Source organism: Antarctobacter aquimaris (assembly GCF_900184945.1).
In the GTDB taxonomy this organism is placed as follows: Bacteria; Pseudomonadota; Alphaproteobacteria; order Rhodobacterales; family Rhodobacteraceae; genus Maliponia; species Maliponia aquimaris.
In genome coordinates this window covers 14,612-40,139 of the sequence record NZ_FXYF01000005.1, presented here as the reverse complement: position 1 = coordinate 40,139, position 25,528 = coordinate 14,612, and the positions used below count along the sequence as shown (strand labels likewise).

Below are 25,528 nucleotides of genomic sequence, written 5' to 3'. Positions count from 1 at the left end.
GGTAGTCGGTTTGTGAACAAAGGGTTAACGCCTAAGGCGGCCTGCGCCGCTGCGCGCAGTTGACCGCGGCGAAAAACGTGATCACAAAAAGCGGTATGCAAGCCGCTCCGAAACCCGAAACCGCCTCGGCCCATGACCGCGTCTATCGCGGGTTGCGCACGCGCATCATGCATGGGCAGATGGCCCCGGGGCAGCCGCTGACCCTGCGCGGCATCGGGCGCGAATTCGGCGTGTCCATGACCCCCGCCCGCGAGGCGGTGCAGCGGCTGGTGGCCGAGGGCGCCTTGCAGATGTCCAGCTCGGGGCGGGTATCGACGCCCGAGATTACCAACGAGCGGATCGAGGAACTGGCCGCGCTGCGCGCGCTGATCGAGGTCGAACTGGCCTCGCGCGCCCTGCCGCGCGCGCATATCGCGCTGATCGACCGGTTGCAGACCATCAACGCCAGCATTGCCGACGTGGTGTCGAACCGCGATGCCGTGGGCTACATCCGCACCAACCTGGAATTTCACCGCACGCTGTACCTGCGCGCCCAGGCGCCCGCCATGCTGGCCATGGCGGAAACGGTCTGGCTGCAACTGGGGCCGACGATGCGCGCGCTCTACAGCCGGTTGCGCCGGTCCGAGGCGCCGCAGTATCACCGGCTGATCATTGCCGCGCTGAAGGCCGGGGACGAGCCGGGGCTGCGGCTGGCGGTGCGGTCGGACGTGACGCACGGGCTGCGGATGCTGGCGGGCTGACGCACGGCAGGCGCAAGGAGCGTATCGCCCACAGGAGACAAATCATGGAGTACGGACCGGTCTTCATCGCCTTTGGCGCGCTGTTCCTGACCGGGCTGGCGGCGGATGCTTTGGGACATCGCACGCGCCTGCCGGCGGTCACGCTGCTGCTGATCATGGGCATCCTGGCCGGCCAGTCGGGCTTTGACCTGATCCCCGACCTGGCGATCGGCTGGTACGAACCGCTGTCGATGGTGGCGCTGACCATGGTCGCCTTTTTGCTGGGCTCGGCGCTGCGGTATGACAAGGTGGCCGCGCATGGCCGCGCGATCCTGGGCGTGTCGGCGGCTGTGGTGATCTTCACGATGCTGCTGCTGGCGATGGGGTTGTGGCTGATGGCGCTGCCGCTTGGGCTGTCGCTGGTCATCGGCGCGATTGCCACGGCGACGGACCCGGCCGCGACCGAGGATACCCTGCGGCAGTACGGCGCCGATGGCGCCTTTGCCGACGTGGTGCGCGGCATCGTCGCCATCGACGATGCCTGGGGCATGATCGTCTTTGCGCTGGCCATGGTGGTGGCGCAGGCCATGGGCAACGGCGGTTTCGACCTGGGGCACATGGGACTGGCGGTCTACGAGGTCGGCGGCGCGCTGGCGCTGGGGCTGGTCGTGGGCCTGCCCGGCGCCTACCTGACCGGCCGTCTGAAGCAGGGCGAACCGACGCGGCTGGAGGCGCTGGGCCTGGTCTTCCTGACGCTGGGGCTGGCGCTGACCTTCGAGGTGTCGTTCCTGCTGGCCGGGATGATGGCGGGCGCGGTCATCGCCAACCTTGCCCGCCACCACGAACGCGCCTTCCACGAGATCGAGATGGTCGAACGGCCCTTCCTGATCCTGTTCTTCCTGCTGGCGGGCGCCTCGATGGAGATCGCGGCGCTGGCGGCCATCGGCTGGCTGGGGCTGGCCTATATCGTCCTGCGGATCGCCGGGCGAATTGCCGGCGGCTGGCTGGGCGGTGTCTGGAGCGGGATGCCACCGGTGGACCGGCGCTGGATCGGTCCGGCGCTGCTGCCGCAGGCGGGGGTCGCGGTGGGCATGGCGCTGGTCGCCGCCGCCGAGATGCCGCAGCACGCCGAATTGCTGCTGTCACTGACCATCGGCACGACCGTGGTGTTCGAGGTGATCGGCCCCTTTGTCACCATGTTGGCGGTGCGCCGGGTGCAGGACGCGGCCTGACACCCGGCGGGCGGTCCGTCAGGCGGTGGCGGCGCTCAGCGCGGTGTCCATCAGCCCCTTGATCGCGTTGCGCGAGGTCTGGGCGACGATGCGCCCCAGCTCCTGCTCGCCCTTCAGCACCACGAGGGTGGAGCGGCGCGGGATGCGCAGCGACTTGGTCAGATCGTCGTTGGCGTAGCTGTCCCAGTCGACGTTGATGAAGGTGATGCGGGCCTCATAGGCGGGGTTCTCGGCTTTCAGCGCCTTGATCACGCGCTCCTGCGCGGCGCAGGTCGAACACCAGCTGGCCTTGAAGTCCAGGAACACGGTCTCGCCCTTCTTGAGGTGCGCGCCGACAAGTCCGGGCGTGTAGTCCAGCGGCGCGGCCTGTCCGGCAAAGGGCAGGGCGGCGGCGCCGGCGGTGAGGGCAAGAAAGCTGCGGCGGTGCATGTGAGGTCTCCTGGGGTCTAGAGGGTAACGGACAGGTCGATCAGCCAGGCCGGCAGGACGCCGATCAGCCAGGCTTCGATGGGGTGATGCAGGTTGAAATAGAGCGCGACTCCCACGGCGACGAAGGTGCCGCCCAGGATCGGCCGGGCGCGGCGGGCCAGCCCGCGCAGCGCCGCGTTGTGCCGGGTGATCGCGCCCCGGGTGCCATAGGCGAGGCCCAGGATCAGGGTCGAGACCCCCAGCGCGAAAAACATCATGATGGCGGCCGCACGACCCAGGTCCTGGCCCTGGCTGGCCAGCGAGATCGCGCCGCCCAGGGTGGGGCCGATGCAGGGGCTCCAGACCGCGCCCAGCAGCAGCCCGCCGGCGAACTGCCCGCCCAGGCTGTGCCGGTCCAGCCCGTCGATGCGGGCATCGGCGCGGGCCGACAGCCCGGCGGTGGCGGTCTGCATCAGCGCCGCGCCCTGCGGCAGCAGCAGCGCCAGCCCGAACAGCACCATCAGCACCGCGCCCACCTTGGAAATCGTGTCGATGGTCAGGCCGATGGCATGTCCAAAGGCGGTGATGCCCACGCCCAGCACGACAAATGACAGGCTGAGGCCTGCCGCCATGGCCAGGGGGGCGAACCGGCTGGACTGCAAGGCGGCGGCGATGACGACCGGCAGGACCGGCACCACGCAGGGATTGATCAGGGTCAGCAGACCCGCGCCATAGGCAAGGATGAGTTCCATGTGCCCTGTATGGCGCGGCGGCGGTCGCGCGTCACCAAACGAAGGGCTGACGTCGCTTCACATGGCCGTAAGCGGCCTGAAACACGGGGGCTGGGTAGGCTCAGGCGGCCAGGCCGCGCGCGCCCATGTTCAGGAACTTGTCGCGCCGCTGGCGGATCAGCTCTTCGCGCGACAGCGGGCGCAGGTCCGACAGCAGGCCGGTCAGCGCCTTGCGCACGTTGGCGATGGCGGCATCGGGGGCGCGGTGCGCGCCGCCCAGAGGTTCGGGGATCACCCGGTCGCAGACCTCGAGTTGAAACAGGTCCTGCGCGGTCAGGCGCAGCGCCTCGGCGGCCTCGCGCATCTTTTCGGCGTCCTTCCACAGGATCGAGGCGCAGCCCTCGGGCGAGATCACCGAGTAGACGGAATGCTCCAGCATGGCGACGCGATTCGCCGTGGCAAAGGCCACCGCCCCGCCCGACCCGCCCTCGCCGATCACCACCGACACCAGCGGCACGCCGACCTGAAGGCACTTTTCGGTGGACCGGGCGATCGCCTCGGACTGGCCGCGCTCCTCGGCGCCCTTGCCGGGGTAGGCGCCGGGGGTGTCGATCAGCGTCATCACCGGCAGGCCAAAGCGGTCCGCCATATCCATCAGGCGCACCGCCTTGCGATAGCCTTCGGGCCGGGCCATGCCAAAGTTGTGCTTGATCCGCGAGGTTGTGTCGTTGCCTTTCTCGTGGCCGATCACCATGACCGGATGATCGTCCAGCCGCGCCAGCCCGCCCATCACCGCGTGATCGTCGGAAAAGCCGCGGTCGCCGGCCAGCGGCGTGAACTCGGTGAACAGCGCGTCGATGTAATCCTTGCAATGCGGCCGGTCGGGGTGGCGCGCGACCTGGCATTTGCGCCAGGGCGACAGCTTGGAATACAGGTCCTTGAGCATGGTCTCGGCCTTGCGATCCAGCGCGCGGGCCTCGTTTTCGATGTCCATTCCCTCGTTCTCGCGGGCCATGGCGCGCAGCTCTTCGGCCTTGCCTTCGATTTCGGCCAGCGATTTTTCGAAGTCGAGATAGTGGGTCATCGGTGTCTCCTTGCCGAGCGCTATATGGCCTTGCCGCCAGCCGGATGCAACAAATCCCATGCATAGGGGGCGGGAATCGCGCCCGGCAGGTCAGCCCAGCAGGACCGGCGCCATCGCCGCCAGCAGCAGCGCCGCCATGCTCCAGTTGAACAGGCGCAGGCGCGACGGGTTGGACAGCCAGCGGCGCAGCCCGGTGCCCAGCAAGGCCCAGGTCAGGGCCGAGGCGGTGCCGATCACCGCGTAGGTGCCCGAGACCCAGGCCACCGCCGCCAGGTCACGGCTGGCGGCATAGAGCGTGATCGCCCCCAATGCCATCGACCATGCCTTGGGGTTGACCCACTGGAACGCCGCCGCCTGGACAAAGCTGAGCGGCCGCGCCCGGCTGCGCGCCTCGCCCGGGGCGGCCTGGTGCGCGATCTTCCACGCCAGCCACAGCAGGTAGACGACCGAGACGACCTTGAGCAGGGTAAAGGCGGGTGGCCAGGCCTCGAACAGCTGCATGACGCCCAGGCCCACCGGCAGGATCATCAGCGGAAAACCGTAGGCAACCCCGGCCAGGTGCGGCAGCGTGCGGCGCAGGCCGAAATTGGCCCCCGAGGTCATCAGCATCAGGTTGTTCGGCCCCGGCGAAAACACCGTGGCGGCGGCAAACAGCGCAAGCGCAAAGAGGAGATCGGGTGTCATGTCGAATATCTGGCGGCTTTTGCGCGGCATGAAATTGCAATCTGCGGCGTTTGCCGCTAGCAATCGCAACTTATGACCGACTTGGATCACCTGGACGAAAAGATATTGCGAGAGCTGTCCACGGACGGGCGACTCAGCAATCTTGCCCTGGCCGAGCGGGTGGGGCTGTCGCCCTCGGCCTGCCTGCGTCGGGTGCAGGCGCTGGAAAAGTCAGGGGTGATCCGCGGCTACCGCGCGGTGGTCAGCCCCGAGAAGACCGGCATCGGCTTTACCGCCTACATCACGGTGGGCCTGAGCCAGCACACCAAGCCCGCGCAGGAGGCCTTTGAGCGGGCGATGGCGGCCGCGCCGCAGGTGCGCGAGTGCCACAACATCACCGGCCCGGTGGAATACCTGCTGCGGGTCGAGGTCGAGGACCTCGTCGCCTACAAGCATTTCCACACCGAGATCCTGGGCGCCCTGCCGCAGGTGCGGCGGCTGACCTCCTTCGTGGTCATGGGATCGCCCAAGGATCTGCGGGCGTGACGCGGGCCGGTCGGCGTCCCGCGTCACACCGCGCGGGTCAGCGGCCCGCGATCATCTCGGACTGGCGCACGATCACCTCGGCCTGCTTGATCGAGGCGATGTCGATCAGCTTGCCCTTGTAAGTGGTCGCACCCTCGCCGCGCGCCTTGGCCTCGTCCATCGCCTTGAGGATGGCGCGGGCGTCGGCGACGGCGGCCTCGGTGGGGGTAAAGACCTCGTTGGCCAGCGTGACCTGCTTGGGGTGGATCGCCCATTTGCCCACCATGCCCAGCGTGGCCGAGCGCAGAGCCTGAGCGCGAAAGCCCTCGTCATCGCTGAAATCGCCGAACGGGCCGTCGACCGGCAGCACGCCGTGGGTGCGGCAGGCGGCGACGATGGCGGCCTGCGCCCAGTGCCAGGGGTCGGACCAGTGGCGCGCGCCTTCGTGCAGCATGTAATAGTTTTCCTGGGTGCCGCCGATGCCGGTGGTCGCCATGCCCATGGAGGCGGCGAAATCGGCGGCCCCCAGGCTCATCGCCTCCAGCCGGGGGCTGGCGGCGGCGATCTCCTCGACATGGGCGATGCCGGCGGCGCTTTCGATGATGACCTCGAATTTCAGGGCCTTGGTGCGGCCCTTGGCGCGTTCGACGGCGGTGACCAGCGCGTCGACGGCGTAGAGGTCACCGGCGCAGCCCACCTTGGGGATCATGATCCGGTCGAGCCGCTCGCTGCCCTGCTCCAGCAGGTCGATCACGTCGCGGTACCACCAGGGCGTGTCCAGGCCGTTGATCCGCACCGACAGCGTCTTGTTGCCCCAGTCGATGTCGCCGATGGCCTTGACCACATTGGCCCGCGCGCTGTCCTTGTCCGAGGGGGCAACCGAGTCCTCGAGGTCGAGGTTGATGACGTCGGCGGCGCTGGCGGCCATCTTTTCAAAGATTGCCGGGCGCGAGCCGGGCCCGAACAGCTGGCAGCGGTTGGGGCAGGCGGGCGCGGGCGGCTGGATGCGGAAGGACATGGGCGGGCCTTTCGGTCATAAAGTTGCGAATTCCTTGGCATGCGGGTTATAAAACTGCGCGATGCTGCGCAAGCGAAATCCGATGCCGCAGTGCAGGAGGGCCGCGCACGATTCTTCGGCAAAGCGCCCTTGCGGAGCAAAAATGTTCGAGAAAATCCGCGAATCCACGCGTAATGACAACGGCGTTCCCGGCCGAGTCGGGCATGCTGCGGCAAACATCAACGACCGGAGAGCGCCATGATCGAGACCCCGTACCTGCTGTTCCTGGGCGACGCGCCCGATCCCCTCGCCGCCAAGGTGGCGCAGGGCATCCGCGACTGGCGGCCGGAGAACTGCGTCGGCCAGTACCGGATGGAGGGCTGCAAGGCCGACATGCGCCTGCCCGACATGACCCTGACCGAGGCGAAGGCCGCGGGGGCAAAGACGCTGGTGATCGGTGTGGCCAACCGGGGCGGAAAGATCAGCCAGGCCTGGAAAAAGGTGCTGGTGCAGGCGTTGGAAGAGGGATTCGACCTGGCCTCGGGCCTGCACAACCTCTTGCGCAACGAGCCGGACCTGAAGGCGGTGGCCGAGGCGACCGGGCGCAGCCTGCATGACGTGCGCGTGCCGGAGGTGGAGTACCCGATTGCCGACGGCAGGAAACGGACGGGCAAGCGGGTGCTGGCGGTGGGCACGGATTGTTCGGTGGGCAAGATGTACACCACGCTGGCGCTGGACAAGGCGATGCGGGCGCGCGGCATGAAGTCGACCTTTCGCGCCACCGGGCAGACCGGCATCCTGATCACCGGCGACGGCGTGCCGCTGGACGCCGTGGTGGCGGATTTCATGGCCGGGTCGATCGAGTGGCTGACGCCCGACAACGATCCGGACCATTGGGACGTGATCGAGGGGCAGGGCAGCCTGTTCCACGTCAGTTTCTCCGGCGTGTCGCTGGCGCTGATCCACGGTGGGCAGCCGGACGCGCTGATCTTGTGCCACGAGCCGACGCGGACCCACATGCGGGGCCTGCCGGACTACACGCCGCCCTCTCTGGAGGCGGTGCGCGACCTGTCGCTGGCGCTGGCGCGGGTGGCCAACCCGGGCTGCCGCGTGGTGGGCGTGTCGATCAACACCCAGCACATGAGCGAGGACGAGGCCGCGGCCTGTTGCGCCGAGATCGAGGCGCGGCTGGGCCTGCCGACGGTGGACCCGTTCCGCCACGGCGCCGAGCGGCTGGCCGAGGCATTGGCGGCGTTCTGAGGCCCGGACCGGTGGGGTGGGCCGGCCTTCGGCCGTACGCTCGCTGCCGCGGGCAGCATCGCCCCACCCACCGTCCCTTTGGGCGCTTTGACCGCCGGGGTTGTGCGGGGCGGGTAGCCGGGGCAGGGGTATTTGCTCAGAGAAGAAGACAAGGGGAGTGGCATGACCATCACCGTGACGCGGGACGTGTTCCGCCTGGCCGAGGCGTTCACCATCAGCCGGGGGTCGCGCACCAAGGCGCAGGTGCTGACGGTGCGGATCGCCCGCGGCGGCGTGACGGGGCAGGGCGAATGCGTGCCCTATGCGCGCTATGGCGAGACGCTGGACAGCGTGACGGATGAAATCGCGGCTCTGCCCGGGGATGTGACGCGCGACGCCTTGCAGGGGCTGCTGCCGCCGGGCGCGGCGCGCAACGCCGTCGATTGCGCGCTCTGGGACCTGGAGGCCAAGCTGTCCGGGCGGCGGGCCTGGGAGCTGGCCGGTTTGCCTGCCCCGGGGCCGGAGGTGACGGCCTATACCCTGTCGCTGGACACGCCGGAACGGATGGAGGCCTCGGCGCGGCGCCATGCGGCGCGCCCGCTGTTGAAGATCAAGCTGGGCACGCCGGACGACATGCCCCGGCTGGAAGCGGTGCGGCGCGGCGCGCCTGAGGCCCGTATCATCGTCGACGCCAACGAGGGGTGGAGCGCGGCGGTCTACGCCGACCTCGCCCCGCACCTGCTGCGGCTGGGCGTGGCGCTGGTCGAGCAACCTCTAGCTGCCGGTCAGGACGAGGCGCTGATCGGGGTGGCGCGGCCGGTGCCGGTCTGCGCCGACGAAAGCTGCCATGACCGCGCCTCGCTGCCCGGGTTGAAAGGGAAATACGACGTCGTCAACATCAAGCTGGACAAGACCGGCGGGCTGACCGAGGCGCTGGCCCTGCGCGTGGCGGCCGAGGCCGAGGGATATGGCATCATGGTCGGCTGCATGGTCGGGTCTTCGCTGGCGATGGCGCCGGCGGTTCTGGTGGCGCAGGGCGCGGCCTACACGGATCTCGACGGTCCGCTGCTGCTGGCCGAGGACCGGGACACTCCGCTGCGATACGACGACCGGGGCGTGCATCCGTCCGAGGCCGCGCTGTGGGGTTGAAGACACGGTGGGAGGTGCTGGAGGTCCGGCGCCTGTCCAAGAACTGGGGGATCGTCGAGACCACCCGGCTGAAGGTCACGCAGTTCGATGGACGTGTCATGGAGCAGTGGCGCGAGACCTATGACTGCGGCGACGGTGCGGTGATCCTGCCCGTGGACCGCGTGCGCGGGCACGTGCTGCTGGGACGTCAGTTCCGCTGGCCCGCGGCCTACCGAGGCGATCCCGACCCGATGCTGATCGAGGCGGCGGCCGGCAAGCTGGACGACGCCGCCCCCGAGGACCGCATTCGCGGCGAAGCGGAAGATGAATTGGGGCTGGTGTTGCAGGACACCCGCTTTTTGTTCTCGCTCTACATGTCGCCCGGATCGGTCACCGAGCGGCTACATTTCTTTACCGCGGTCTATGGCGCAGAGGATGCCCGGCAGCGCTATGGCGGGCTGCGCGACGAGGGCGAGGAGATCGAGATCCTCGACCTGCCTCTTGCCGAGGCCTTGGCGATGATCGCGGATGGCCGCGTCCGGGATGCCAAGACCGTGATCCTGCTGCAATACGCGGCCTTGCACCTGATGCCTGGCGCCTCTTCATGACCCGCACCGCCATCCTGTTCGATTGCGAGTTCCTGACCGCGCCGGGGGCTCCGCAGCGTTTCTGGTGCGGACCGGACGACCCTGACCCCATCGTTGCGCAGATTGGCGCGGTGCGTCTGGCCCTGGATGCCAACGCCGAGATTCTCGACAGCCTGGAGATCCTGGTCAAGCCGTTCGGACGCGATGGTCGCCCGGTGACGCTGCATCCACTCTTTTCCCGACTGACCGGCGTGACACAGCAGCGCCTGGACGAAGGCGCTGTCGATCTGGCGGAGGCCCTGGCGCGATTCGACCGGTTCAGCCAGGGCGCGCCGCTGTGGTCATGGGGCAAGGACGAGTTCAACCTGCTCGCGATCAGCTGTTACGTCGCGGGGATCGCGCCACCCATTCCGGTCACCCGGTTTGGCAACGCGGTGCATCTCCTGGTGCAGGCCGGGGTGCCCAGCGAAGTGGTCGTGACCCTGCGCAGCAACACGCTGACCCGGCATTTCGGGCTGATGGCGCCCGACCGGCCCGGCCATGACGCCCTGGGAGACGCGCAGTCCGTCGCCATCGTGCTGCAACACCTGATTCGAGGCGGCAAACTGGCGCCCGAGGCACTGTCGGATCCCTTGCATCGCGGACACATTTGACGTTTCTGGGCGCTGACACGCCCTGACCCCAAGGAGGCCCGCCCATGACCCGCACCGTCTATCTCAACGGAGAGTACCTGCCCGAAACCGAGGCCAAGGTGTCGATTTTCGACCGCGCCTTCCTGATGGCGGACGGCGTCTACGAGGTGACCTCGGTGCTGGACGGCAAGCTGATCGACTTCGACGGCCATTGCGCGCGGCTGGAACGGTCGCTGACCGAACTGGACATGGCGATCCCGCTGCACCGCGACGAGTTGCTGGTCATCCACCGCGAACTGGTGGCGCGCAACGGCATCAATGAGGGGTTGATCTACCTTCAGATCTCCCGCGGCACAGCGGGCGACCGTGATTTCGTGTTCCCCGATCCGGAGGTGACAAAGCCGACCGTGGTTCTGTTCACCCAGGCCAAGCCCGGGCTGGCCGACAACCCGGCGGCGAAGAAGGGGATCAAGGTGATCTCGATTCCGGATGTGCGCTGGGGCCGGCGGGACATCAAGACGGTGCAGCTGCTCTATCCCTCGATGGGCAAGATGATGGCCAAGAATGCCGGCGCGGACGATGCCTGGATGGTCGAGGAGGGCTTTGTCACCGAGGGGACCTCGAACAACGCCTATTTCATCAAGGGCAACAAGATCGTCACCCGGGCGCTGTCGAACGACATCCTGCACGGGATCACCCGCGCCGCCGTCCTGCGCTATGCCGCCGAAGCGCAGATGGAAGTCGAAGAGCGCAGCTTTACCATCGAAGAGGCGCAGGCGGCGGACGAGGCCTTCATCACCTCGGCCTCGACCTTCGTGATGCCGGTGGTGGAGATCGACGGGGTCACGCTGGGCGCCGGCGCGCCGGGACCGCGGGCGCTGCGGTTGCGCGAGATCTACCTGGAAGAGAGCCGCAAGGCCGCGGTCTGAGGGGACGGGAAAGGGCTTTCGAAAGCCCTTTCCAAAGCGCTTCGAAGCGCGTTGGCACTGTCCCCATGGGTTCAGCCCTTCTGGTTCAGCCAATCAGCCGCATGTCGCCCGGCCCAGAGTCCCGTGGCCAGGCAGGCGGTCAGCAGGTAGCCGCCCGTCGGCGCCTCCCAGTCCAGCATCTCGCCGGCGCAGAAGGTGCCGGGGAGATCGCGCAGCATCAGGCCCCCATCCAGCGCCGCGAAAGGCACCCCGCCAGCGGTCGAGATCGCCTCGTCCATCGGGCGCAGCCGCGCGCCGGGGACTGGCAGCGCCTTGACCAGAGAGGCCAGTGCCGCCGGGTCCTCGGGCAGGGGACGGGCGCATTCCATCAGCAGGGCCTGCGCGGCTGGGGGCAGCCGCAGCGCCTTGCGCAGGGCGTTGGCGCGGCTTTGCTTGCCACGCGGCTGCGCCAGGCGGCGCCCCAGCGTGGCGTGGTCGAGGTCCGGCACGAGGTCCAGCATCAGCCCTTGGCCGTCGCGCAGGGCGGGCGTCAGCGGGTAGATCCCGCCACCTTCCAACCCGCGTGCCGAGATCACCGCCTCGCCCCGATTCTCCAGCGGCCCGGCGCGGAATGTAACGTTTTTCAGCGGCGCGCCGAAGTGCCGCTCCATGTGCGCGGACCAGTTCACCGACAGCCCGGCGTTGGACGGCGCAAAGGGCGTGACCGGCAGGCCCCGGGCGCCGAAGGCCACGGCCCAGGCCCCGTCCGAGCCGAGCCGCGCCCAGCTGGCGCCGCCCAGCGCCAGGACGGTTACGCGGGGGCAGACGAGGTGCGGCCCTTCGGGCGTGCCGAAGCGCAGCGCGCCATCCGGCTCCCAACCCTGCCAGCGCCAGCGGGTGCGCACCTCCAGCCCCATGCCTGTCAGCCGCTCCAGCCAGGCGCGCAGCAGGGGCGAAGCTTTCATGGCCTTGGGAAACAGCCGCCCGCTGGAGCCGGTGAAGGTCTCCTGTCCCAGCCCCTCGGCCCAGGCGCGGACGTCCTCCGGGCCGAAGACCTCTAGCATGGGCGCAAGCTGCGGCGCGGCCTCGGCATAGGCGGCGCGAAAGGCGGCCTCTTCCTCCATCCTGGTCAGGTTCAGGCCGGACTTCCCGGCCATCAGGAACTTGCGCCCGAGCGAGGGTTTCGCCTCGGCCAGCAGCACGCGGTGCCCGGCCGACAGCAGCGCGTCGGCGGCCATCAGCCCGGCGGGTCCACCACCGATCACCAGCGCCTCTGTCCTGTCCCGCGATGTCACCGGCCTTGATCTCCCGTTCCCGTGCCGCATCCTAATGCCCGTCATGTGATGGAGGAACAAGGGCGGCACCATGGACGAGCCCGGCGATCCGATTTGCCCGCTGTGCCTGCGCCCGATCCCGGCGGAGGCGCGGCAGAGCCTGCACCATCTGGTCCCCCGGCTGAAGGGTGGCAAGGGCGGACCCACGGTGCTGCTGCACCAGATCTGCCACAGCGAGATCCACGCCCGCTTTACCGAAGGCCAATTGGCGCGCGAGTTGAACACCATCGCGGCGCTGCGTGCGCATCCGGAGATGGCGGCCTTCCTGGACTGGATCGCCAAGCGCCCGCCGACATTTCACAGCCGCAGCGCTGGTGGGCGGCGCAAGCGCTGAGCAGGGGTTGCCGCGGGCGCGCGGGCTTTCTAGGGTCGCCCCGCCAGACAGGAGGCCCGCCATGCACCGTTTCCCGATCCGAGTCTACTACGAGGACACCGACATGGCCGGGATCGTCTACCACGCGAACTACCTCAAGTTCATCGAGCGGGCGCGCTCGGACTGGGTCAAGCAGCAGGGTCTGGACCAGAATGCCATGCGCGAACGGCAGGGCATCGTCTTTGTCGTGCGCCGGATCGAGGCCGATTACCTGATGACCGCGAAATACGACGATGCGCTCGAGGTGCGCACCGTAGTCAAGAGCATGACCGGCGTGCGCCTGGTCATGACCCAGGAGGTCATGCGCGGCGAAGAGGTGATCTTTCGCGCCGAGGTGACGGCGGTCTGCGTGACGAAAGACGGCCACCCCGCGCGCCTGCCCGCTGAATTGCGTCAGCGGGTGCATTGACCGCATGCCCCCGGCCGGCCGCGGCCCGGACTGGCGGCGCCCTGCACGGCGGGGGCAGGGCCGCCCCGGTCAGGGCGTGGTGTCGTCCAGGATGATCTCGTCTCCGGCGGCGATGTCCCCCACCAGCTTGAACGCGATCTCTTCCAGCTTGCCGCCCCAGAACTGCCGGAACAGCCGGTAGCCTTCGGCGCGGTTGGCGCCGGTGCCCACCTTGATCTGCGGGAAATAGTAGTCCGGGTTGCTGGTGTAGCCGCCGGCGATCTGGGTCGAATTGTCGGTCCCCAGCTTCATCCAGGGGCTTTTCGGCCCCTCGCCAAAGCGGTTGACCGGGATTACGCAGTAGCGGACGCGGAACCCGGGGGTAAATCGGCCCTCGCCCTGAGGATGCTTGGAAAACGCGCCGGTCCAGGCCGACAGGACCGGTTGCACGCCGCCGGGCTTGAGGTCGGCATTTTCCATGGTCAGCGTCCAGGGCGCGGTCGGCGGCTTGGTCATCTGCATCATCCGGCCGGAATAGCCGTAGTCCTCGAAACCGATGACCTGGCCCTTGTCGTCCTCGAGGATGTAGTGATCCGCCTTGGCACCGCAGCGCAGGGCGAACCTGTAGGGTGCGCTGGCCGACATGATCGCGCCAAGAAGCGGCGCGTCCACATAGTCCGACGGCACCTCGCGTTGCGTCGGGCCGATGCCGATGGAGTAGCTGTTTGTCGGCACGCTGACCGTCTTTTCCTGCGCCGCGTAGAAATAGAAGTTGTTCAGTTGGTAGACGGGTTCACCGTTGCGGGTGCCGCAGCGCACCAGCTGCCAATTCTCGTCCTTCTGATAGGCAAAGAGATCGAACCGGTCGCCCACCCGGTAGATCGGCGTCCAGGTCTTGCTGTCGCGGATCTTCAGCGTGTCGAAGGCGATGCTCAGGCCGGGGCAAGGCAGCGATTGGACCGCAACCAGTTTCGGCATCGAGGTCCACAGCGTCTGGTATTGCGCCACGGCGCGTTCGGCGAAATGCTGGCGTGCGGCCTGGGCCAGGATCTGGTCGTTCCTGGCGATCCGGTAGGCGACCAGCAACGAGGTGATCGCCTGCTGGACGTGGATCATCCGGGTATAGGCGGCCTCCAGCGTTGTGGCGACCTTGGCCGGGTCGGGGTCGTGCAGGGTGTCCCAATGGGTATCGACGTAGATCTTGAACAACGGGTCGGCCGTGGGGCCGATGATCGTGCCCTGGCTGCCCATGATCGCGTCGTCCAGGGTGGTCAGGTCCTTGTCATACTGGGCAAAGTTGTTGGCCGGATCCGTGACGTAGCTGGTGATGTCCGCCTGGATGTCCGCTTTGGACTTGCCGCTGGACAGGTAGGACGACAGGTTGCTGGTGTCGGTCTTGAGCGCGGTCAACACCGCGCCGAAATCGCGGGTCGCCTGGTTCCATTTCTGCAAATCGATCAGCTTGGACAGCCTGGCGTCGATCTGCTGGACTTGCTTGGACAGCCGGGTCAGCCTGGCGTCGATGTCGGACATCGCGTCGCCGCCCAGGCCGAAGATGTCCAGCACCATGCCCCCCAGCCCCGCGGCCAGTTTCGACCCGGCGATGCCCAGCGCCTTGCCTGCGAGTTTCTTGAGCAGTTCGTCCGTGATGTTGTCTTCGATCGCCATGCCTCGGGTTCCTATACTTCTGGTTGCAATGGCGGCCAAGGAAACACGCCGTCGCACGTATCGAAAGTCACGTTTGCCTTACCTCTTGGCGGCAGCGTGCCCAGCCTGTCGGCGGTGCGTCGCTTGCCCATGGCTTTCCCCCTGCAAATCGGCTAAAACACCCGCTAATCAGAGCCCCGGTCCCAGGGGCCGAAAAGAACAATGAGCAGGTTCATGGAAGCAGAAGCGCTTGCCCTCGCGTCGGAGATCGACTTTTCGTTCTGGAGTCTCTTCCTGCGCGCCACCTTGACGGTGAAACTCGTCATGCTGATGCTGATCGTGGCATCGGTCTGGGCCTGGGCGATCATCATCGAGAAATTCGTCAGCTACCGCACCGCGCGGCGCGAGGCGGCGCGGTTTGACCGCTCCTTCTGGTCGGGCGAGCCGCTGGACGAATTGTTCGAACAACTGGGCCCGGAACCCAAGGGCCGGTCGGAACGGGTCTTTGCCGCCGGCATGATGGAGTGGCGGCGCAGCCACCGCGAGGACGGCGGCCTGATCGCCAATGCGCAAAGCCGGATCGACCGCAGCATGGACGTGGCCATCCAGAAAGAGGCCGACGCGCTGCAACGCGGCCTGCCGGTGCTGGCGACGGTCGGCTCGACCGCGCCTTTCATCGGGCTGTTCGGCACGGTGTTCGGCATCATGCATTCGTTCATCCAGATCGCCGAGCAGCAGAACACCTCGCTGGTCGTGGTGGCGCCCGGCATCGCCGAGGCGCTGCTGGCCACCGGCCTGGGCCTGCTGGCCGCCATCCCGGCGGTGATCTTCTACAACAAGTTCTCGGCCGATGCGGACCGCATCGTCGGCAACTACGAGGCCTTCGCCGACGAATTCGCCACCATCCTCTCGCGCCAGCTGGACGCCTGAACCATGGGGGCGGGGGTCGTCAAATCCGGAGGCGGCAAGCGGCGGCGGGGATCGCGCCGTCGCGGTGGCGCGCAGCCGATGTCCGAAATCAACGTGACGCCCTTCGTGGACGTCATGCTGGTGCTGCTGATCATCTTCATGGTGGCCGCGCCCCTGCTGACGGTGGGCGTTCCGGTGGAACTGCCCAAGACCGCGGCGCAGGCCCTGCCGGCCGAGACCGAAGAGCCGCTGACCGTCACCCTGTCGGCGGATGGCACCGTGTTGATCCAGACCACCGAGATCCCGCGCGACGAGCTGGTCAACCGCCTGCGCGCCATTGCCGCCGAACGGTCGGATGACCGCGTCTACCTGCGCGCCGACGGCAGCGTGCCCTATGAACAGGTCGCGCAGATCATGGGGGCGCTGAACGCGGGCGGGTTTTCCTCGATCGGTCTGGTGACCGACGTGGGAGGGCCCGCGCTTGACGGGCCGGGCCGCTGAGCGGGCGATGAAACGCTACCTCTACATATCGGGTGGGGCGCATGCCCTCCTGTTCGCGTGGGTGCTGCTGGGCGACATGTTCGCCTCCGCTCCGCCAGAGATGCAGGTGGCCGATGTCACCATCCTGAGCGAGGCGGAATTCGCAGCGCTGACGGCGCCGCGCGCCGAACAGCCCGCGCCCGAGCCGGTGGCCCCTGCCGCCGCGCCCGAGCCTGTGCCGGAACCGGCACCTGAACCCCCACCGGAGCCTGTGCCCGAACCCGCGCCTCAGCCTGTGCCCGAGCCGACCCCGGCGCCCGAACCCGCGCCCGCACCGGAGCCGGTTCCCGAACCCGCGCCAGAGCCGGTCCCGGAACCGCAGCCCGCACCGGCGCCCTTGCCCGCGCCGACCCCGGCGCCGCCCGCGCCGGAACCCGCGCCGCGCCCGGTGCTGGCGCCCAACGCCTCGGTCCGGCCGCAGCCCCGGCCCGCCGACCGCATCGCCGACACGCCCGTCGAGCCGCCGCCAGACCCGACCGTCCCGCCGGCCGAAGAGACGCAGCAGGCCGCCGACCCGGATGCGGTCAGCCCGGACGTCACGGAAGAAGCTCAGGAGGCCGCCGCGCCACCCGAAACCACGACCGAGATCGTCACCGAGGCGGCGACCCCGCCGGCGGCGGCAGCGCCGTCGTCGTCGCTGCGCCCCAAGGCGCGGCCGCAGACCCTGGCGCAGGCCGCGCAGCCCGCGCCGACGCCGACGCCGACACCCGCGCCGGACCGGCAGGCCGACGCCGCGCCGGCCCCGACCCCCACACCGACCCCCACGCCCACACCCGCCCCCGCGTTGCCTGACGTCAACGCCGACATCACCGCCGCGCTGCAAGAGGCACTGTCGGCCGGGGGGCCGGACGTGCCTGCCGGACCGCCGCTGTCGCGCGGCGAACAGGATGCCTTCCGCCTGGCGGTGCAGTCCTGCTGGCTGGTCGATCCCGGCTCCGAGGCCTCCGAGGTGACGGTGACCATCGGCTTTGAGATGGAGCATGATGGCATGGTCGTCGCCAACTCGATCAAGCTTCTGAATGCGTCGGGCGGATCGGCGTCGGCGGTCGACACCGCCTTCAGCAAGGCCCGCATCGCCGTGCTGCGCTGCCAGACCCAGGGCCGCAATGGTTACTCCCTGCCGGCCGAGAAATACGACCAGTGGAAACAGATCGAGCTGACCTTCAACCCCGAGGACATGCGGCAGAGATGACCGGTTTGGGCAGGATGCCGGGTCTGGCGGCGCGCGCGCTCAGCCTCGTCGCGGCGCTGGGGGTCACGCAGTCCGCGGCCGACAGCGCGTCGGAGGCGCAGCTGCGCATGGCGCTGGCGCAGCCCGGGGCCGGCGGGGACGAGGAGGCGCTGCCCGACTGGGCGGCCGCCTTTCAGCGCGCGGTGCAGACCTGCTGGCAAGTCGATCCATCGACGGCGGCGGGAAAGCTGGTGGTGACGGTCGGCTTCGACCTCGACCCCGATGGCCGGGTCATGGCGCAAAGCCTGTCGCTGCTGCACGCCTCCGAAGGGGCCAAGGCGGATGTGCAGAGCGCCTACGACAGCGCGCGCCGTGCCGTGTTGCGCTGTCAGGCCGTCGCCGGCGGTGGCTACGATCTGCCATCGGAGCAGTACGTCCGCTGGAAACGGGTCGAGATGACCTTCGATCCCGCCCCGTTTCGATTGCGGTGAGCGGCATTCTGCACAATTCCCCGCGAAAACGCGCCCAATTCACGGTTTTGCGGCGCATCAATTCAGGATAGGTTAACGCAGGCGGGCAAAGACCCGCCGCATCCGGTCCGAGCAGTTCGCCCCGAAGGAGGGTTCCCGAGATGATGAGACGCCTAGCCGCCCTGGTCCTTGCCTGTGCCGCGGCCCTTCTGCCGGTGCAGGTGCTGGCCCAGTCCGGCCCCCTGCGCATCGAGATCACCGAAGGTGTGATCGAACCGTTGCCCTATGCCGTGCCCGATTTCGTCGCCGAGACGCCGCAGGCGGCGCAGTTCGCCGCCGAGCTGGCGCGCGTGGTGGCCGACGACCTGACCGGCACCGGGCTGTTCCGCGAGATCCCGCAGCAGGCGCACATCAGCCGGATCAGCAGCTTTGGCGCGCCGGTGCAGTTCGCCGACTGGAAGGCGATCAACGCGCAGGCGCTGATCACCGGCGCGGTCTCGGCCGATGCCTCGGGGCGGCTGGTGGTCAAGTTCCGCGTCTGGGACGTGTTCGCCGGGCAGGAGCTGGGCCAGGGGATGCAGTTCGCCTCGGACGCCAGCGGCGCGCGCCGGCTGGCGCACAAGGTGGCGGACCAGGTCTACAGCCGGCTGACCGGCGAGACGCCTTATTTCGACAGCCGCGTGGTCTTTGTCTCGGAAATCGGCCCCAAGGATGCCCGGCAAAAGCGGCTGGCCATCATGGATTACGACGGCGCCAACGTGCAGTACCTGACGGACGGCCGTTCCATCGTGCTGGCGCCGCGCTTTTCGCCCAACGGCGACCGCGTGCTCTATACCAGCTACGAAAGCGGCTTTCCCCGCATCCACGTGCTGACGGTGGGGGATGTCAACAGCCGCATCCTGCAGGCCGGAGAAGGCGTGATGAGCTTTGCGCCGCGCTTTTCGCCGGACGGGCGGACGGTGATCTACTCGCTGACGCAGGGATCGAACACCGACATCTGGGCGATGGACATCGCCTCGGGCGCGGTGCGGCAGCTGACCAATTCGCCGGCGATCGAGACGGCGCCCAGCTTTTCGCCGGACGGCACGCGCATCGTCTTCGAAAGCGACCGCTCCGGCAGCCAGCAGCTCTACATCATGCCCGCCAGCGGCGGCGAGCCGACCCGCATCAGCTTTGGCGAGGGGCGTTACGGCACGCCGGTCTGGTCGCCGCGCGGCGACCGCATCGCATTCACCAAGCAGAACGCGGGCCGGTTCCACATCGGCGTGATGCGCACCGACGGCAGCGAAGAGCGGCTGCTGACCGCCTCCTTCCTCGACGAGGGGCCCACATGGTCGCCGAATGGCCGCGTCATCATGTTCTCGCGCGAGACGCAGGGCGCTCAGGGCGCGACCGCGCTCTATTCGGTCGATATCTCGGGCCGGAACCTCAAGCGTGTGCGGACTCCCGCCGGTGCGTCGGATCCCAGCTGGGGGCCCTTGCAGTAACGCGGCAAATGGCGCACATGCCGCCGCAAAACCGGGTGTTTCCCGGGCTCGACTCCTCTTAACGTCAATTCCCCTCGCGGGCGCCTTGTGGTAAACATCGTGTTAACAACAAGAGCAGGAACGGAACAATGAGACACCTCTCCACGGCCCTACTGATCGCTGCGGCGCTGGCCACCGCGGCCTGCACCAGCCCCAGCCGTTTCGGCAACGATCCGAGCGCCACCCGCGCGGCTAGCGGACCGGACAGCTACGCGCCGGGCAGCATCGACGATCCGACCTCGATCGCCTATTTCCAGGCGCGCGTCGGCGACCGCGTGCTGTTCGCCGTCGACCAGTCCACTCTGACGCCCGAGGCGCGCACGGTGCTGGACGGCCAGGCCAACTGGCTGATGCAGAACCCCGACTACCTCGCCATCATCGAAGGCCACGCCGACGAGCAGGGCACCCGCGAGTACAACATCGCGCTGGGCGCCCGCCGGGCCAATGCCGTAATGGAGTACCTGACGTCGCGCGGCATCTCGCAGGGCCGGCTCAAGTTCATCAGCTACGGCAAGGAACGCCCGGTCGAGATCTGCTCGGAAGAGGCGTGCTACGCCAAGAACCGCCGCGCCGTGACGGTGATCTCGGCCTCCAGCCTGACGGGCTGACGGGTGCTTCGGGGTCTGCTCCTCAGCGTCTGCCTGTTTGCCGGCGGCATGGTCGCCGCGCAGCAGGACCAGACGCTGGCCGACATCAAGCAGGACCTCGCGGTGCTGACGGTGGAACTGCGCAAGCTGCGCTCGGAACTGAACACCACCGGCGGGCCGTCGGTGACGCTGGGCGGGTCGGCGCTGGACCGGCTCAACGCCATCGAGAGCGCCTTGCAACGCGTCACCGCCAAGACCGAGGAACTGGAGTTCCGCATTGGCCAGGTGGTCGAGGACGGCTCCAACCGGCTGGGCGACCTTCAGTTCCGCATCTGCGAGCTGGATCCCGGCTGCGACATCGGCAAGCTGGCGCAGTCGGACCCGCTGGGCGGAGGCGCCGTGCCGGCCGCTCCGGCAGCCGCGCCGGCGCCCGCGCCCGCGACCGACGCGCTGCCCTTCCAGGGGCAGCTGGCGGTCAGCGAAGAGGCCGATTTCCGCGAGGCCCAGGCCGCGCTGGACCAGGGCGATTTCGCCAGCGCGCAGATGCTGTTCGGCCAGTTCCGCGAGACCTACCCCATGGGACCGCTGGAGCCCGCAGCCCTTCTGGGTGAGGGTCGCGCGCTGGAGTCGCTGGGCGACACCCGCGAGGCGGCCCGCCGCTACCTGTCGGCCTACTCCGGCTTTCCCGACAGTCCCGTCGCGCCCGAGGCGCTGTGGCGGCTGGGGGTGACACTGGCCGCGCTGGGCTCTGTCCCCGAGGCCTGCGTGACGCTGGGCGAGGTTGGCGCGCGGTATCCGCAGTCGGACTATGTCAGCCGTGCCGAGGCCAGCTGGAACGAGTTTGGCTGCCAGTGAGCCGGGCCCTTCGGGGCTCGACTCGCGGTTTGCCGAAGCGATGGGGCAGCTTCTGGGCCCCGATTTCCCGTCCGACATCGCGCTGGCCGTCTCCGGTGGCGGCGACAGCATGGCGATGCTGTATCTGGCGCACAACTGGACACGCGTCTGGGGTGTGCGGCTGTGGGTGGTCACGGTCGACCATGGTCTGCGGCCCGAAAGTGCCGCCGAGGCGACGATGGTGGCCGAGGAATGTGCCGCGCTGGGCTGGCCGCATGCCACGCTGCGCTGGCACTGGGATGGCACCGGCAACAAGATGGACGCGGCACGGCGCGCCCGTCTGGCGCTGATCGACCGCTGGCGCGGCGGGATCGACGCGGTGCTGATGGCGCATACCCTGGACGATGTGGCCGAGACCTTCCTGCTGCGGCTGGCGCGCGGGTCGGGGGTGGACGGCCTCGCGGCGATGGCGGCCGAGCGGCGGGTGTTTCCGGATACGGAGGTCGATGGCGAGATCACTGGCGCCTGTCCGCCCTCTGACCCCGACCGTGCCAAAGGGTTTCGCCTGCTCAGGCCCTGCCTGGACATGGCCCGGGCCGATCTGCGCCATTACCTGCGCACGCTGCATGGCCGCTGGGTCGAGGACCCGTCGAATGATGATCCCGCCTACGCGCGCGTGCGCGTGCGCCGGGCGCAGGAGCTGCTGTCCGGCCTCGGGCTGGACAATACCACCCTCGCCGCCACCGCCCGGCGCATGGCCCGCGCCCGAGACAGCCTGCGCCAACAGGCTTGGCAGGTCTGGCAGGAGATCGGGCAGGAGGGCCGCGCCGGTGTTGCTCCGACCGGCGAATTGCTGATGGATCGCACCGGGTTCGAGGCGGCGGGGCGCGAAACGCAGCTGCGCCTCTTGGCGGCGGCGCTGCAATGGATCGCCTCGGACGCCTACCGCCCCCGCGCCGAACCGCTCGAGGCGCTGCTGGACCGGCTGCTGGGTGGCGGCGGCGGCACACTGCTGGGATGCGAGGCGCGGATGGAACGCGCCCAGTTGCGCGTGTTCCGGGAGCTGAAGGCGGTGCAGGACCTGGCCACCCCGATGGGCATATGGGACACGCGCTGGCGAGTCTCGGCGCAGGCGTTCCACGACATGGAAGGGGTCGAGGTCCGCACGCTGGGCGACGCGGGCTGGCAACAGGTCGCCGAGAAACCGGCGGGTGCACCGCCCCATGCCAGCGCCCGCAGCCTGCCGGCGCTCTGGCAGGGCGACACCCTGCTGGCCTGCGATGCGTTGGGCATCGGGCCGGGCGGCACGTCGACGCTCCTCTCCAAGGTTTTTTCGGACTTCCTGCTGTCGCATTGAAGCCGGGGCGCCGATGTCTATGTTACCTCGTAACACGCTGTGCTACACCGCACGAAAGCTTTCAAAGGAGTTCCCCCCTTGGGTAACGCGAGAAACATCGCCTTTTGGGTCGTCCTGTTCCTGTTGATCCTGGCGCTCTTCAACCTGTTCTCGGGCGGGGGCAACACCCTGCAAAGCCGCGAGGTCAGCTATTCCGACTTTGTCCGCGCGGTGGAGACGCAGAACGTCAGTTCCGCCACCATCGACGGCGAACAGGTGCGCTACCGCACGACCGACGGGCAGGACTTTGTCGCGATCAAGCCGCAGGACGCCGAGATCACCACCCTGCTGCTGGACAACAACGTGCCCATGCGGGCCGAACAGCAGGAACAGTCCGGCTTCCAGTCTTTCCTGCTCAGCCTGCTGCCCTTCCTGCTGCTGATCGGTGTGTGGATCTACTTCATGAACCGGATGCAGGGCGGCGGCAAAGGCGGGGCGATGGGTTTTGGCAAGTCCAAGGCCAAGCTGCTGACCGAAAAGCACGGCCGCGTGACATTTGACGACGTGGCCGGCATCGACGAGGCCAAGGAAGAGCTGGAGGAAATCGTCGAATTCCTGCGCAACCCGCAGAAATTCAGCCGCCTCGGCGGCAAGATCCCCAAGGGCGCGCTGCTGGTCGGCCCTCCGGGCACGGGTAAGACGCTGCTGGCGCGGGCCATCGCGGGTGAGGCGGGTGTGCCGTTCTTCACCATCTCCGGCTCGGATTTTGTGGAAATGTTCGTCGGCGTCGGTGCCAGCCGCGTCCGTGACATGTTCGAACAGGCGAAAAAGAACGCGCCCTGCATCGTATTCATCGACGAGATCGACGCCGTGGGCCGCGCCCGTGGCCAGGGTTACGGCGGCGGCAACGACGAACGCGAACAGACGTTGAACCAGCTGCTGGTCGAGATGGACGGTTTCGAGGCCAACGAGGGCGTGATCATCGTCGCCGCCACCAACCGGCGCGACGTGCTTGACCCGGCGCTGCTGCGCCCCGGCCGTTTCGACCGCCAGGTGACGGTGCCCAACCCCGACATCAAGGGCCGCGAAAAGATCCTGGGCGTGCACGCCCGCAAGACCCCGCTGGGCCCGGATGTCGATCTGCGCATCATCGCGCGCGGTACGCCCGGCTTCTCCGGTGCGGATCTCGCCAACCTCGTGAACGAGGCCGCGCTGATGGCGGCCCGCGTGGGTCGGCGGTTTGTCACGATGGAGGATTTCGAGAACGCCAAGGACAAGGTCATGATGGGCGCCGAGCGCCGCAGCATGGTCCTGACCGATGAGCAGAAGGAAAAGACCGCCTACCACGAGGCCGGCCACGCCATCGTCGGCCTGTCGCTGCCGCAGTGCGACCCGGTTTACAAGGCCACGATCATCCCGCGCGGCGGCGCGCTGGGCATGGTGGTGTCGCTGCCGGAAATCGACCGCCTGAACTGGCACAAGTCCGAGTGCGAGGAAAAGCTGGCCATGACCATGGCGGGCAAGGCGGCCGAGATCATCAAGTACGGCGCCGAGAACGTGTCGAACGGCCCGGCCGGCGACATCCAGCAGGCCAGCGCGCTGGCGCGCGCCATGGTGCTGCGCTGGGGCATGTCCGACAAGGTGGGCAACATCGACTACGCCGAGGCGCACGAGGGCTACCAGGGCAACACCGCCGGCCTGTCGGTGTCCGCGCACACCAAGGAACTGATCGAGGAAGAGGTCAAGACATTCGTCCAGAACGGCTATGACCGCGCCTACCAGATCCTGACCGAACGCAAGGACGACTGGGAACGGCTGGCGCAGGGCCTGCTGGAGTACGAGACCCTGACCGGCGAGGAGATCGAGCGCGTGATCCGTGGCGAGAACCCGCATGCCGGCGACGACGACCGCGGCTCGGGATCGGTCAAGGAAGAGACGCCTTCGCTGACCGCGATCCCCAAGACCAAGGCCAAGAACAAGCCGGCAGGCGAAGGCGGGCTGGAACCCGAACCCTCCGCATGAGCGGCACTGGACAGCACGATTGGGACCCCGGGACCTACAGCAGGTTCCGGGGTCATCGTTTGCGCCCCGCGCTTGACCTGCTGTCCCGGGTCGGTGACCTGCCCCCCGGCGACGTGGTGGACCTCGGCTGCGGCTCGGGTGCCGCGGCCGAAGCCCTGCGCGCCGGTGCGGCGCGCGACCGGCAGCTGATCGGGGTCGACCTGTCGCCCGCCATGATGCGCGAGGCCGAGGCGCTGGGCCTTTATGACAGGCTGACGGACTGCGACATCGCCGAATGGCGCCCGCAGGCAGCGCCCGCGCTGATCTTTTCCAACGCGGCGCTGCACTGGGTCGCCGGCCATGACGCGCTGCTGACACGGCTGGCGCAGGCGCTGACGCCGGGTGGCACGCTGGCGGTGCAGGTGCCGCACCAGAACAACGCGCCTTCGCATCGGCTCTGGCGCACCCTGGCGGACGAGTTGTGCGGCGGCTGCCTCAAGGGGCTGCACCTGCCCGAGGTCCTGTTGCCGGCGCAGTATTTCCACCTGCTCGAAACGCTGGGCGAGGTGAACCTCTGGGAAACCGAGTATTTCCAGATGCTTCCGCCCAGCGAGCAGGGCCACCCGGTCCGCCGCTACACCGAAGCCACCTATGCGCGCCCGATCCTCGATGCCCTGCCGCAGACAGAGCGCGACCGGCTGATCCGGGCCTATGACGATCTGATCGACCGCGCTTATCCGCTGTCTGCCAACGGCGGGGCGCTGTTCCCGATCCGGCGGCTGTTCTTCACGCTGCAACGGGGCGGGCGGTGACACCGGGCGCGCGAGTGCGCAGGCGCCCCGCCAAACCTACGGCCCGGCGCCGGGAAAACCCATGCCCGCACTGAAACCCACGAATCTGACGGCCACGGTCACCTGGCTGGGCATCGTCACCAGCGCCGACCGCAAGGAATTGGTGGCTGAGACGCGCGCGGCGCTCGACCTGACCTTTGCCGGCATCACGGGATCGGTGCACGAAGGCGCCACGCGGCCCTCCTGTTCGCGCGTGACGGCGCAGTACAAACGCGGCACCGAGATCCGCAACGAACGCCAGCTGAGCATCGTCAGCGAAGAGGAACTGGCGCAGATCGCGGCGGCCCTGGGGCTGGCGCGCATCGACCCGGCGCGGCTGGGCGCCACGATGGTCCTGCGCGGATTGCCCGACTTCAGCCACCTGCCGCCCTCGTCGCGCCTTCAGGCGCCCTCGGGGGCGACGGTCATGGTCGACATGCAGAATCGCCCCTGCCAGTTCCCGGCGCGCAGCATCGAGGCGGTGGAGCCGGGCAAGGGCAAGGGTTTCAAGCGCGCCGCCGAAGGCCGCCGCGGCGTCACCGCCTCGGTCGCCCGCGAGGGCCGCGTGGCGGTGGGGGACGTGCTCACCCTGCACCTCCCCGACCAACGCGCCTGGCGGCCCGAAACCTGAGGCGCAACGGCCGGGCCGGGCGAAATTTTTCCCGGAAAAATTTGCGCCCCTGGCGGATCGTGCGCCCGGGTTGCGTTACGCAGGGTCGTGTTGCAAGG

Annotated in this window: 29 protein-coding genes; 21 read left to right on the top strand and 8 right to left on the bottom strand. The window is 68.5% G+C overall.

From position 1 onward, the window contains the following. Positions 1-95 precede the first annotated feature (95 nt). Positions 96-740, top strand: coding sequence for a GntR family transcriptional regulator (locus MAA8898_RS10300; RefSeq protein ID WP_094020931.1), 645 nt, complete (start codon positions 96-98; stop codon positions 738-740). A 44-nt stretch (positions 741-784) separates the two neighbouring features. Beyond that, entirely contained in the window at positions 785-1,951 is a 1,167-nt protein-coding gene (locus MAA8898_RS10295) for a cation:proton antiporter (protein WP_094020930.1), read from the top strand. Between the two features lie 18 nt (positions 1,952-1,969). On the opposite strand, the gene MAA8898_RS10290 is transcribed toward MAA8898_RS10295, so the two are convergent. The 4 genes from MAA8898_RS10290 to MAA8898_RS10275 form a co-directional block, all read right to left on the bottom strand. Next, positions 1,970-2,380 carry a thioredoxin family protein gene (locus MAA8898_RS10290; protein ID WP_094020929.1) on the bottom strand — a complete coding sequence of 137 codons (411 nt, stop codon included), beginning with the start codon at positions 2,378-2,380 and terminating at the stop codon, positions 1,970-1,972. A 17-nt stretch (positions 2,381-2,397) separates the two neighbouring features. Beyond that, the gene (locus MAA8898_RS10285) at positions 2,398-3,111 is read right to left on the bottom strand and encodes a cytochrome c biogenesis CcdA family protein (RefSeq protein ID WP_094020928.1); all 714 of its coding nucleotides are present in this window, start codon (positions 3,109-3,111) and stop codon (positions 2,398-2,400) included. A 100-nt stretch (positions 3,112-3,211) separates the two neighbouring features. After that, positions 3,212-4,174 carry an acetyl-CoA carboxylase carboxyltransferase subunit alpha gene (locus tag MAA8898_RS10280; protein WP_094020927.1) on the bottom strand — a complete coding sequence of 321 codons (963 nt, stop codon included), beginning with the start codon at positions 4,172-4,174 and terminating at the stop codon, positions 3,212-3,214. Between the two features lie 90 nt (positions 4,175-4,264). After that, entirely contained in the window at positions 4,265-4,858 is a 594-nt protein-coding gene (locus MAA8898_RS10275) for a LysE family translocator (RefSeq protein ID WP_094021203.1), read from the bottom strand. Positions 4,859-4,930: 72 nt separating this feature from the next. Here MAA8898_RS10275 and MAA8898_RS10270 point away from each other — a divergent pair, with 72 nt between their 5' ends. Then, on the top strand, positions 4,931-5,383 hold the full coding sequence (locus MAA8898_RS10270) for an Lrp/AsnC family transcriptional regulator (protein ID WP_094020926.1): 453 nt from the start codon (positions 4,931-4,933) through the stop codon (positions 5,381-5,383). Positions 5,384-5,420: 37 nt separating this feature from the next. On the opposite strand, the gene MAA8898_RS10265 is transcribed toward MAA8898_RS10270, so the two are convergent. Then, the gene (locus tag MAA8898_RS10265) at positions 5,421-6,380 is read right to left on the bottom strand and encodes an L-malyl-CoA/beta-methylmalyl-CoA lyase (protein ID WP_094020925.1); all 960 of its coding nucleotides are present in this window, start codon (positions 6,378-6,380) and stop codon (positions 5,421-5,423) included. Positions 6,381-6,395: 15 nt separating this feature from the next. Continuing rightward, complete coding sequence (locus MAA8898_RS26235) at positions 6,396-6,560, bottom strand: hypothetical protein (protein WP_176445120.1); 165 nt, start codon at positions 6,558-6,560, stop codon at positions 6,396-6,398. Positions 6,561-6,617: 57 nt separating this feature from the next. Between MAA8898_RS26235 and dgcN the strand changes: the two genes are divergently transcribed. The 5 genes from dgcN to MAA8898_RS10240 all read left to right on the top strand — a co-directional run bounded on the left by dgcN (position 6,618) and on the right by MAA8898_RS10240 (position 10,874). Beyond that, positions 6,618-7,619, top strand: a complete 1,002-nt coding sequence (gene dgcN, locus MAA8898_RS10260; protein WP_094020924.1) for an N-acetyltransferase DgcN — start codon at positions 6,618-6,620, stop codon at positions 7,617-7,619. A gap of 162 nt (positions 7,620-7,781) precedes the next feature. Then, positions 7,782-8,747 (top strand): N-acetyl-D-Glu racemase DgcA, encoded by a 966-nt coding sequence (gene dgcA, locus MAA8898_RS10255; protein WP_094020923.1) that lies wholly within the window; start codon positions 7,782-7,784, stop codon positions 8,745-8,747. Further along, positions 8,744-9,334 (top strand): NUDIX hydrolase, encoded by a 591-nt coding sequence (locus MAA8898_RS10250; RefSeq protein ID WP_245853352.1) that lies wholly within the window; start codon positions 8,744-8,746, stop codon positions 9,332-9,334. Before dgcA ends, MAA8898_RS10250 begins: the two co-directional genes overlap by 4 nt. After that, positions 9,331-9,966: a 3'-5' exonuclease family protein gene (locus tag MAA8898_RS10245; RefSeq protein WP_094020921.1), complete on the top strand. Its 636-nt coding sequence runs from the start codon at positions 9,331-9,333 to the stop codon at positions 9,964-9,966. The genes MAA8898_RS10250 and MAA8898_RS10245 overlap by 4 nt, the downstream gene beginning before the upstream one ends. A gap of 44 nt (positions 9,967-10,010) precedes the next feature. Next, positions 10,011-10,874 (top strand): D-amino-acid transaminase, encoded by an 864-nt coding sequence (locus MAA8898_RS10240; protein WP_094020920.1) that lies wholly within the window; start codon positions 10,011-10,013, stop codon positions 10,872-10,874. A gap of 71 nt (positions 10,875-10,945) precedes the next feature. Here MAA8898_RS10240 and MAA8898_RS10235 read toward each other — a convergent pair whose 3' ends face one another. Beyond that, on the bottom strand, positions 10,946-12,148 hold the full coding sequence (locus MAA8898_RS10235) for a TIGR03862 family flavoprotein (protein WP_281252861.1): 1,203 nt from the start codon (positions 12,146-12,148) through the stop codon (positions 10,946-10,948). A 70-nt stretch (positions 12,149-12,218) separates the two neighbouring features. On the opposite strand from MAA8898_RS10235, the gene MAA8898_RS10230 reads away from it, so the two are divergent. After that, positions 12,219-12,521 carry an HNH endonuclease family protein gene (locus MAA8898_RS10230; protein ID WP_094020918.1) on the top strand — a complete coding sequence of 101 codons (303 nt, stop codon included), beginning with the start codon at positions 12,219-12,221 and terminating at the stop codon, positions 12,519-12,521. Between the two features lie 61 nt (positions 12,522-12,582). Beyond that, positions 12,583-12,969, top strand: a complete 387-nt coding sequence (gene ybgC, locus MAA8898_RS10225; RefSeq protein WP_094020917.1) for a tol-pal system-associated acyl-CoA thioesterase — start codon at positions 12,583-12,585, stop codon at positions 12,967-12,969. Positions 12,970-13,038: 69 nt separating this feature from the next. Here the strand turns inward: ybgC and MAA8898_RS10220 are convergent, their stop codons facing one another. Beyond that, on the bottom strand, positions 13,039-14,616 hold the full coding sequence (locus MAA8898_RS10220) for a hypothetical protein (RefSeq protein ID WP_094020916.1): 1,578 nt from the start codon (positions 14,614-14,616) through the stop codon (positions 13,039-13,041). 213 nt (positions 14,617-14,829) lie between these two features. Here MAA8898_RS10220 and tolQ point away from each other — a divergent pair, with 213 nt between their 5' ends. The 11 genes from tolQ (at position 14,830) to MAA8898_RS10165 (ending at position 25,430) form a co-directional block, all read left to right on the top strand. Continuing rightward, positions 14,830-15,525, top strand: coding sequence for a protein TolQ (gene tolQ, locus MAA8898_RS10215; protein ID WP_094020915.1), 696 nt, complete (start codon positions 14,830-14,832; stop codon positions 15,523-15,525). A 3-nt stretch (positions 15,526-15,528) separates the two neighbouring features. Continuing rightward, positions 15,529-16,005, top strand: a complete 477-nt coding sequence (tolR, locus tag MAA8898_RS10210; RefSeq protein ID WP_094020914.1) for a protein TolR — start codon at positions 15,529-15,531, stop codon at positions 16,003-16,005. A 7-nt stretch (positions 16,006-16,012) separates the two neighbouring features. Beyond that, positions 16,013-17,236 (top strand): cell envelope integrity protein TolA, encoded by a 1,224-nt coding sequence (tolA, locus tag MAA8898_RS10205; protein WP_141194825.1) that lies wholly within the window; start codon positions 16,013-16,015, stop codon positions 17,234-17,236. Next, positions 17,233-17,706 (top strand): cell envelope integrity protein TolA, encoded by a 474-nt coding sequence (gene tolA, locus MAA8898_RS10200; RefSeq protein ID WP_094020912.1) that lies wholly within the window; start codon positions 17,233-17,235, stop codon positions 17,704-17,706. The genes tolA (MAA8898_RS10205) and tolA (MAA8898_RS10200) overlap by 4 nt, the downstream gene beginning before the upstream one ends. Before the next feature lie 143 nt (positions 17,707-17,849). Next, positions 17,850-19,172: a Tol-Pal system beta propeller repeat protein TolB gene (gene tolB, locus MAA8898_RS10195; RefSeq protein ID WP_370738621.1), complete on the top strand. Its 1,323-nt coding sequence runs from the start codon at positions 17,850-17,852 to the stop codon at positions 19,170-19,172. 128 nt (positions 19,173-19,300) lie between these two features. After that, positions 19,301-19,819, top strand: coding sequence for a peptidoglycan-associated lipoprotein Pal (gene pal, locus MAA8898_RS10190; RefSeq protein ID WP_094020910.1), 519 nt, complete (start codon positions 19,301-19,303; stop codon positions 19,817-19,819). A 48-nt stretch (positions 19,820-19,867) separates the two neighbouring features. After that, positions 19,868-20,653, top strand: coding sequence for a tetratricopeptide repeat protein (locus MAA8898_RS10185; RefSeq protein ID WP_094021202.1), 786 nt, complete (start codon positions 19,868-19,870; stop codon positions 20,651-20,653). Continuing rightward, positions 20,607-21,989: a tRNA lysidine(34) synthetase TilS gene (tilS, locus tag MAA8898_RS10180; protein WP_094020909.1), complete on the top strand. Its 1,383-nt coding sequence runs from the start codon at positions 20,607-20,609 to the stop codon at positions 21,987-21,989. The genes MAA8898_RS10185 and tilS overlap by 47 nt, the downstream gene beginning before the upstream one ends. Positions 21,990-22,067: 78 nt before the next feature. Continuing rightward, positions 22,068-23,990, top strand: a complete 1,923-nt coding sequence (gene ftsH, locus MAA8898_RS10175) for an ATP-dependent zinc metalloprotease FtsH (RefSeq protein ID WP_094020908.1) — start codon at positions 22,068-22,070, stop codon at positions 23,988-23,990. Beyond that, positions 23,987-24,781, top strand: a complete 795-nt coding sequence (locus tag MAA8898_RS10170) for a methyltransferase domain-containing protein (RefSeq protein WP_094020907.1) — start codon at positions 23,987-23,989, stop codon at positions 24,779-24,781. Before ftsH ends, MAA8898_RS10170 begins: the two co-directional genes overlap by 4 nt. Positions 24,782-24,842: 61 nt before the next feature. Next, positions 24,843-25,430 (top strand): MOSC domain-containing protein, encoded by a 588-nt coding sequence (locus MAA8898_RS10165; protein WP_094020906.1) that lies wholly within the window; start codon positions 24,843-24,845, stop codon positions 25,428-25,430. Positions 25,431-25,528: the final 98 nt, after the last annotated feature.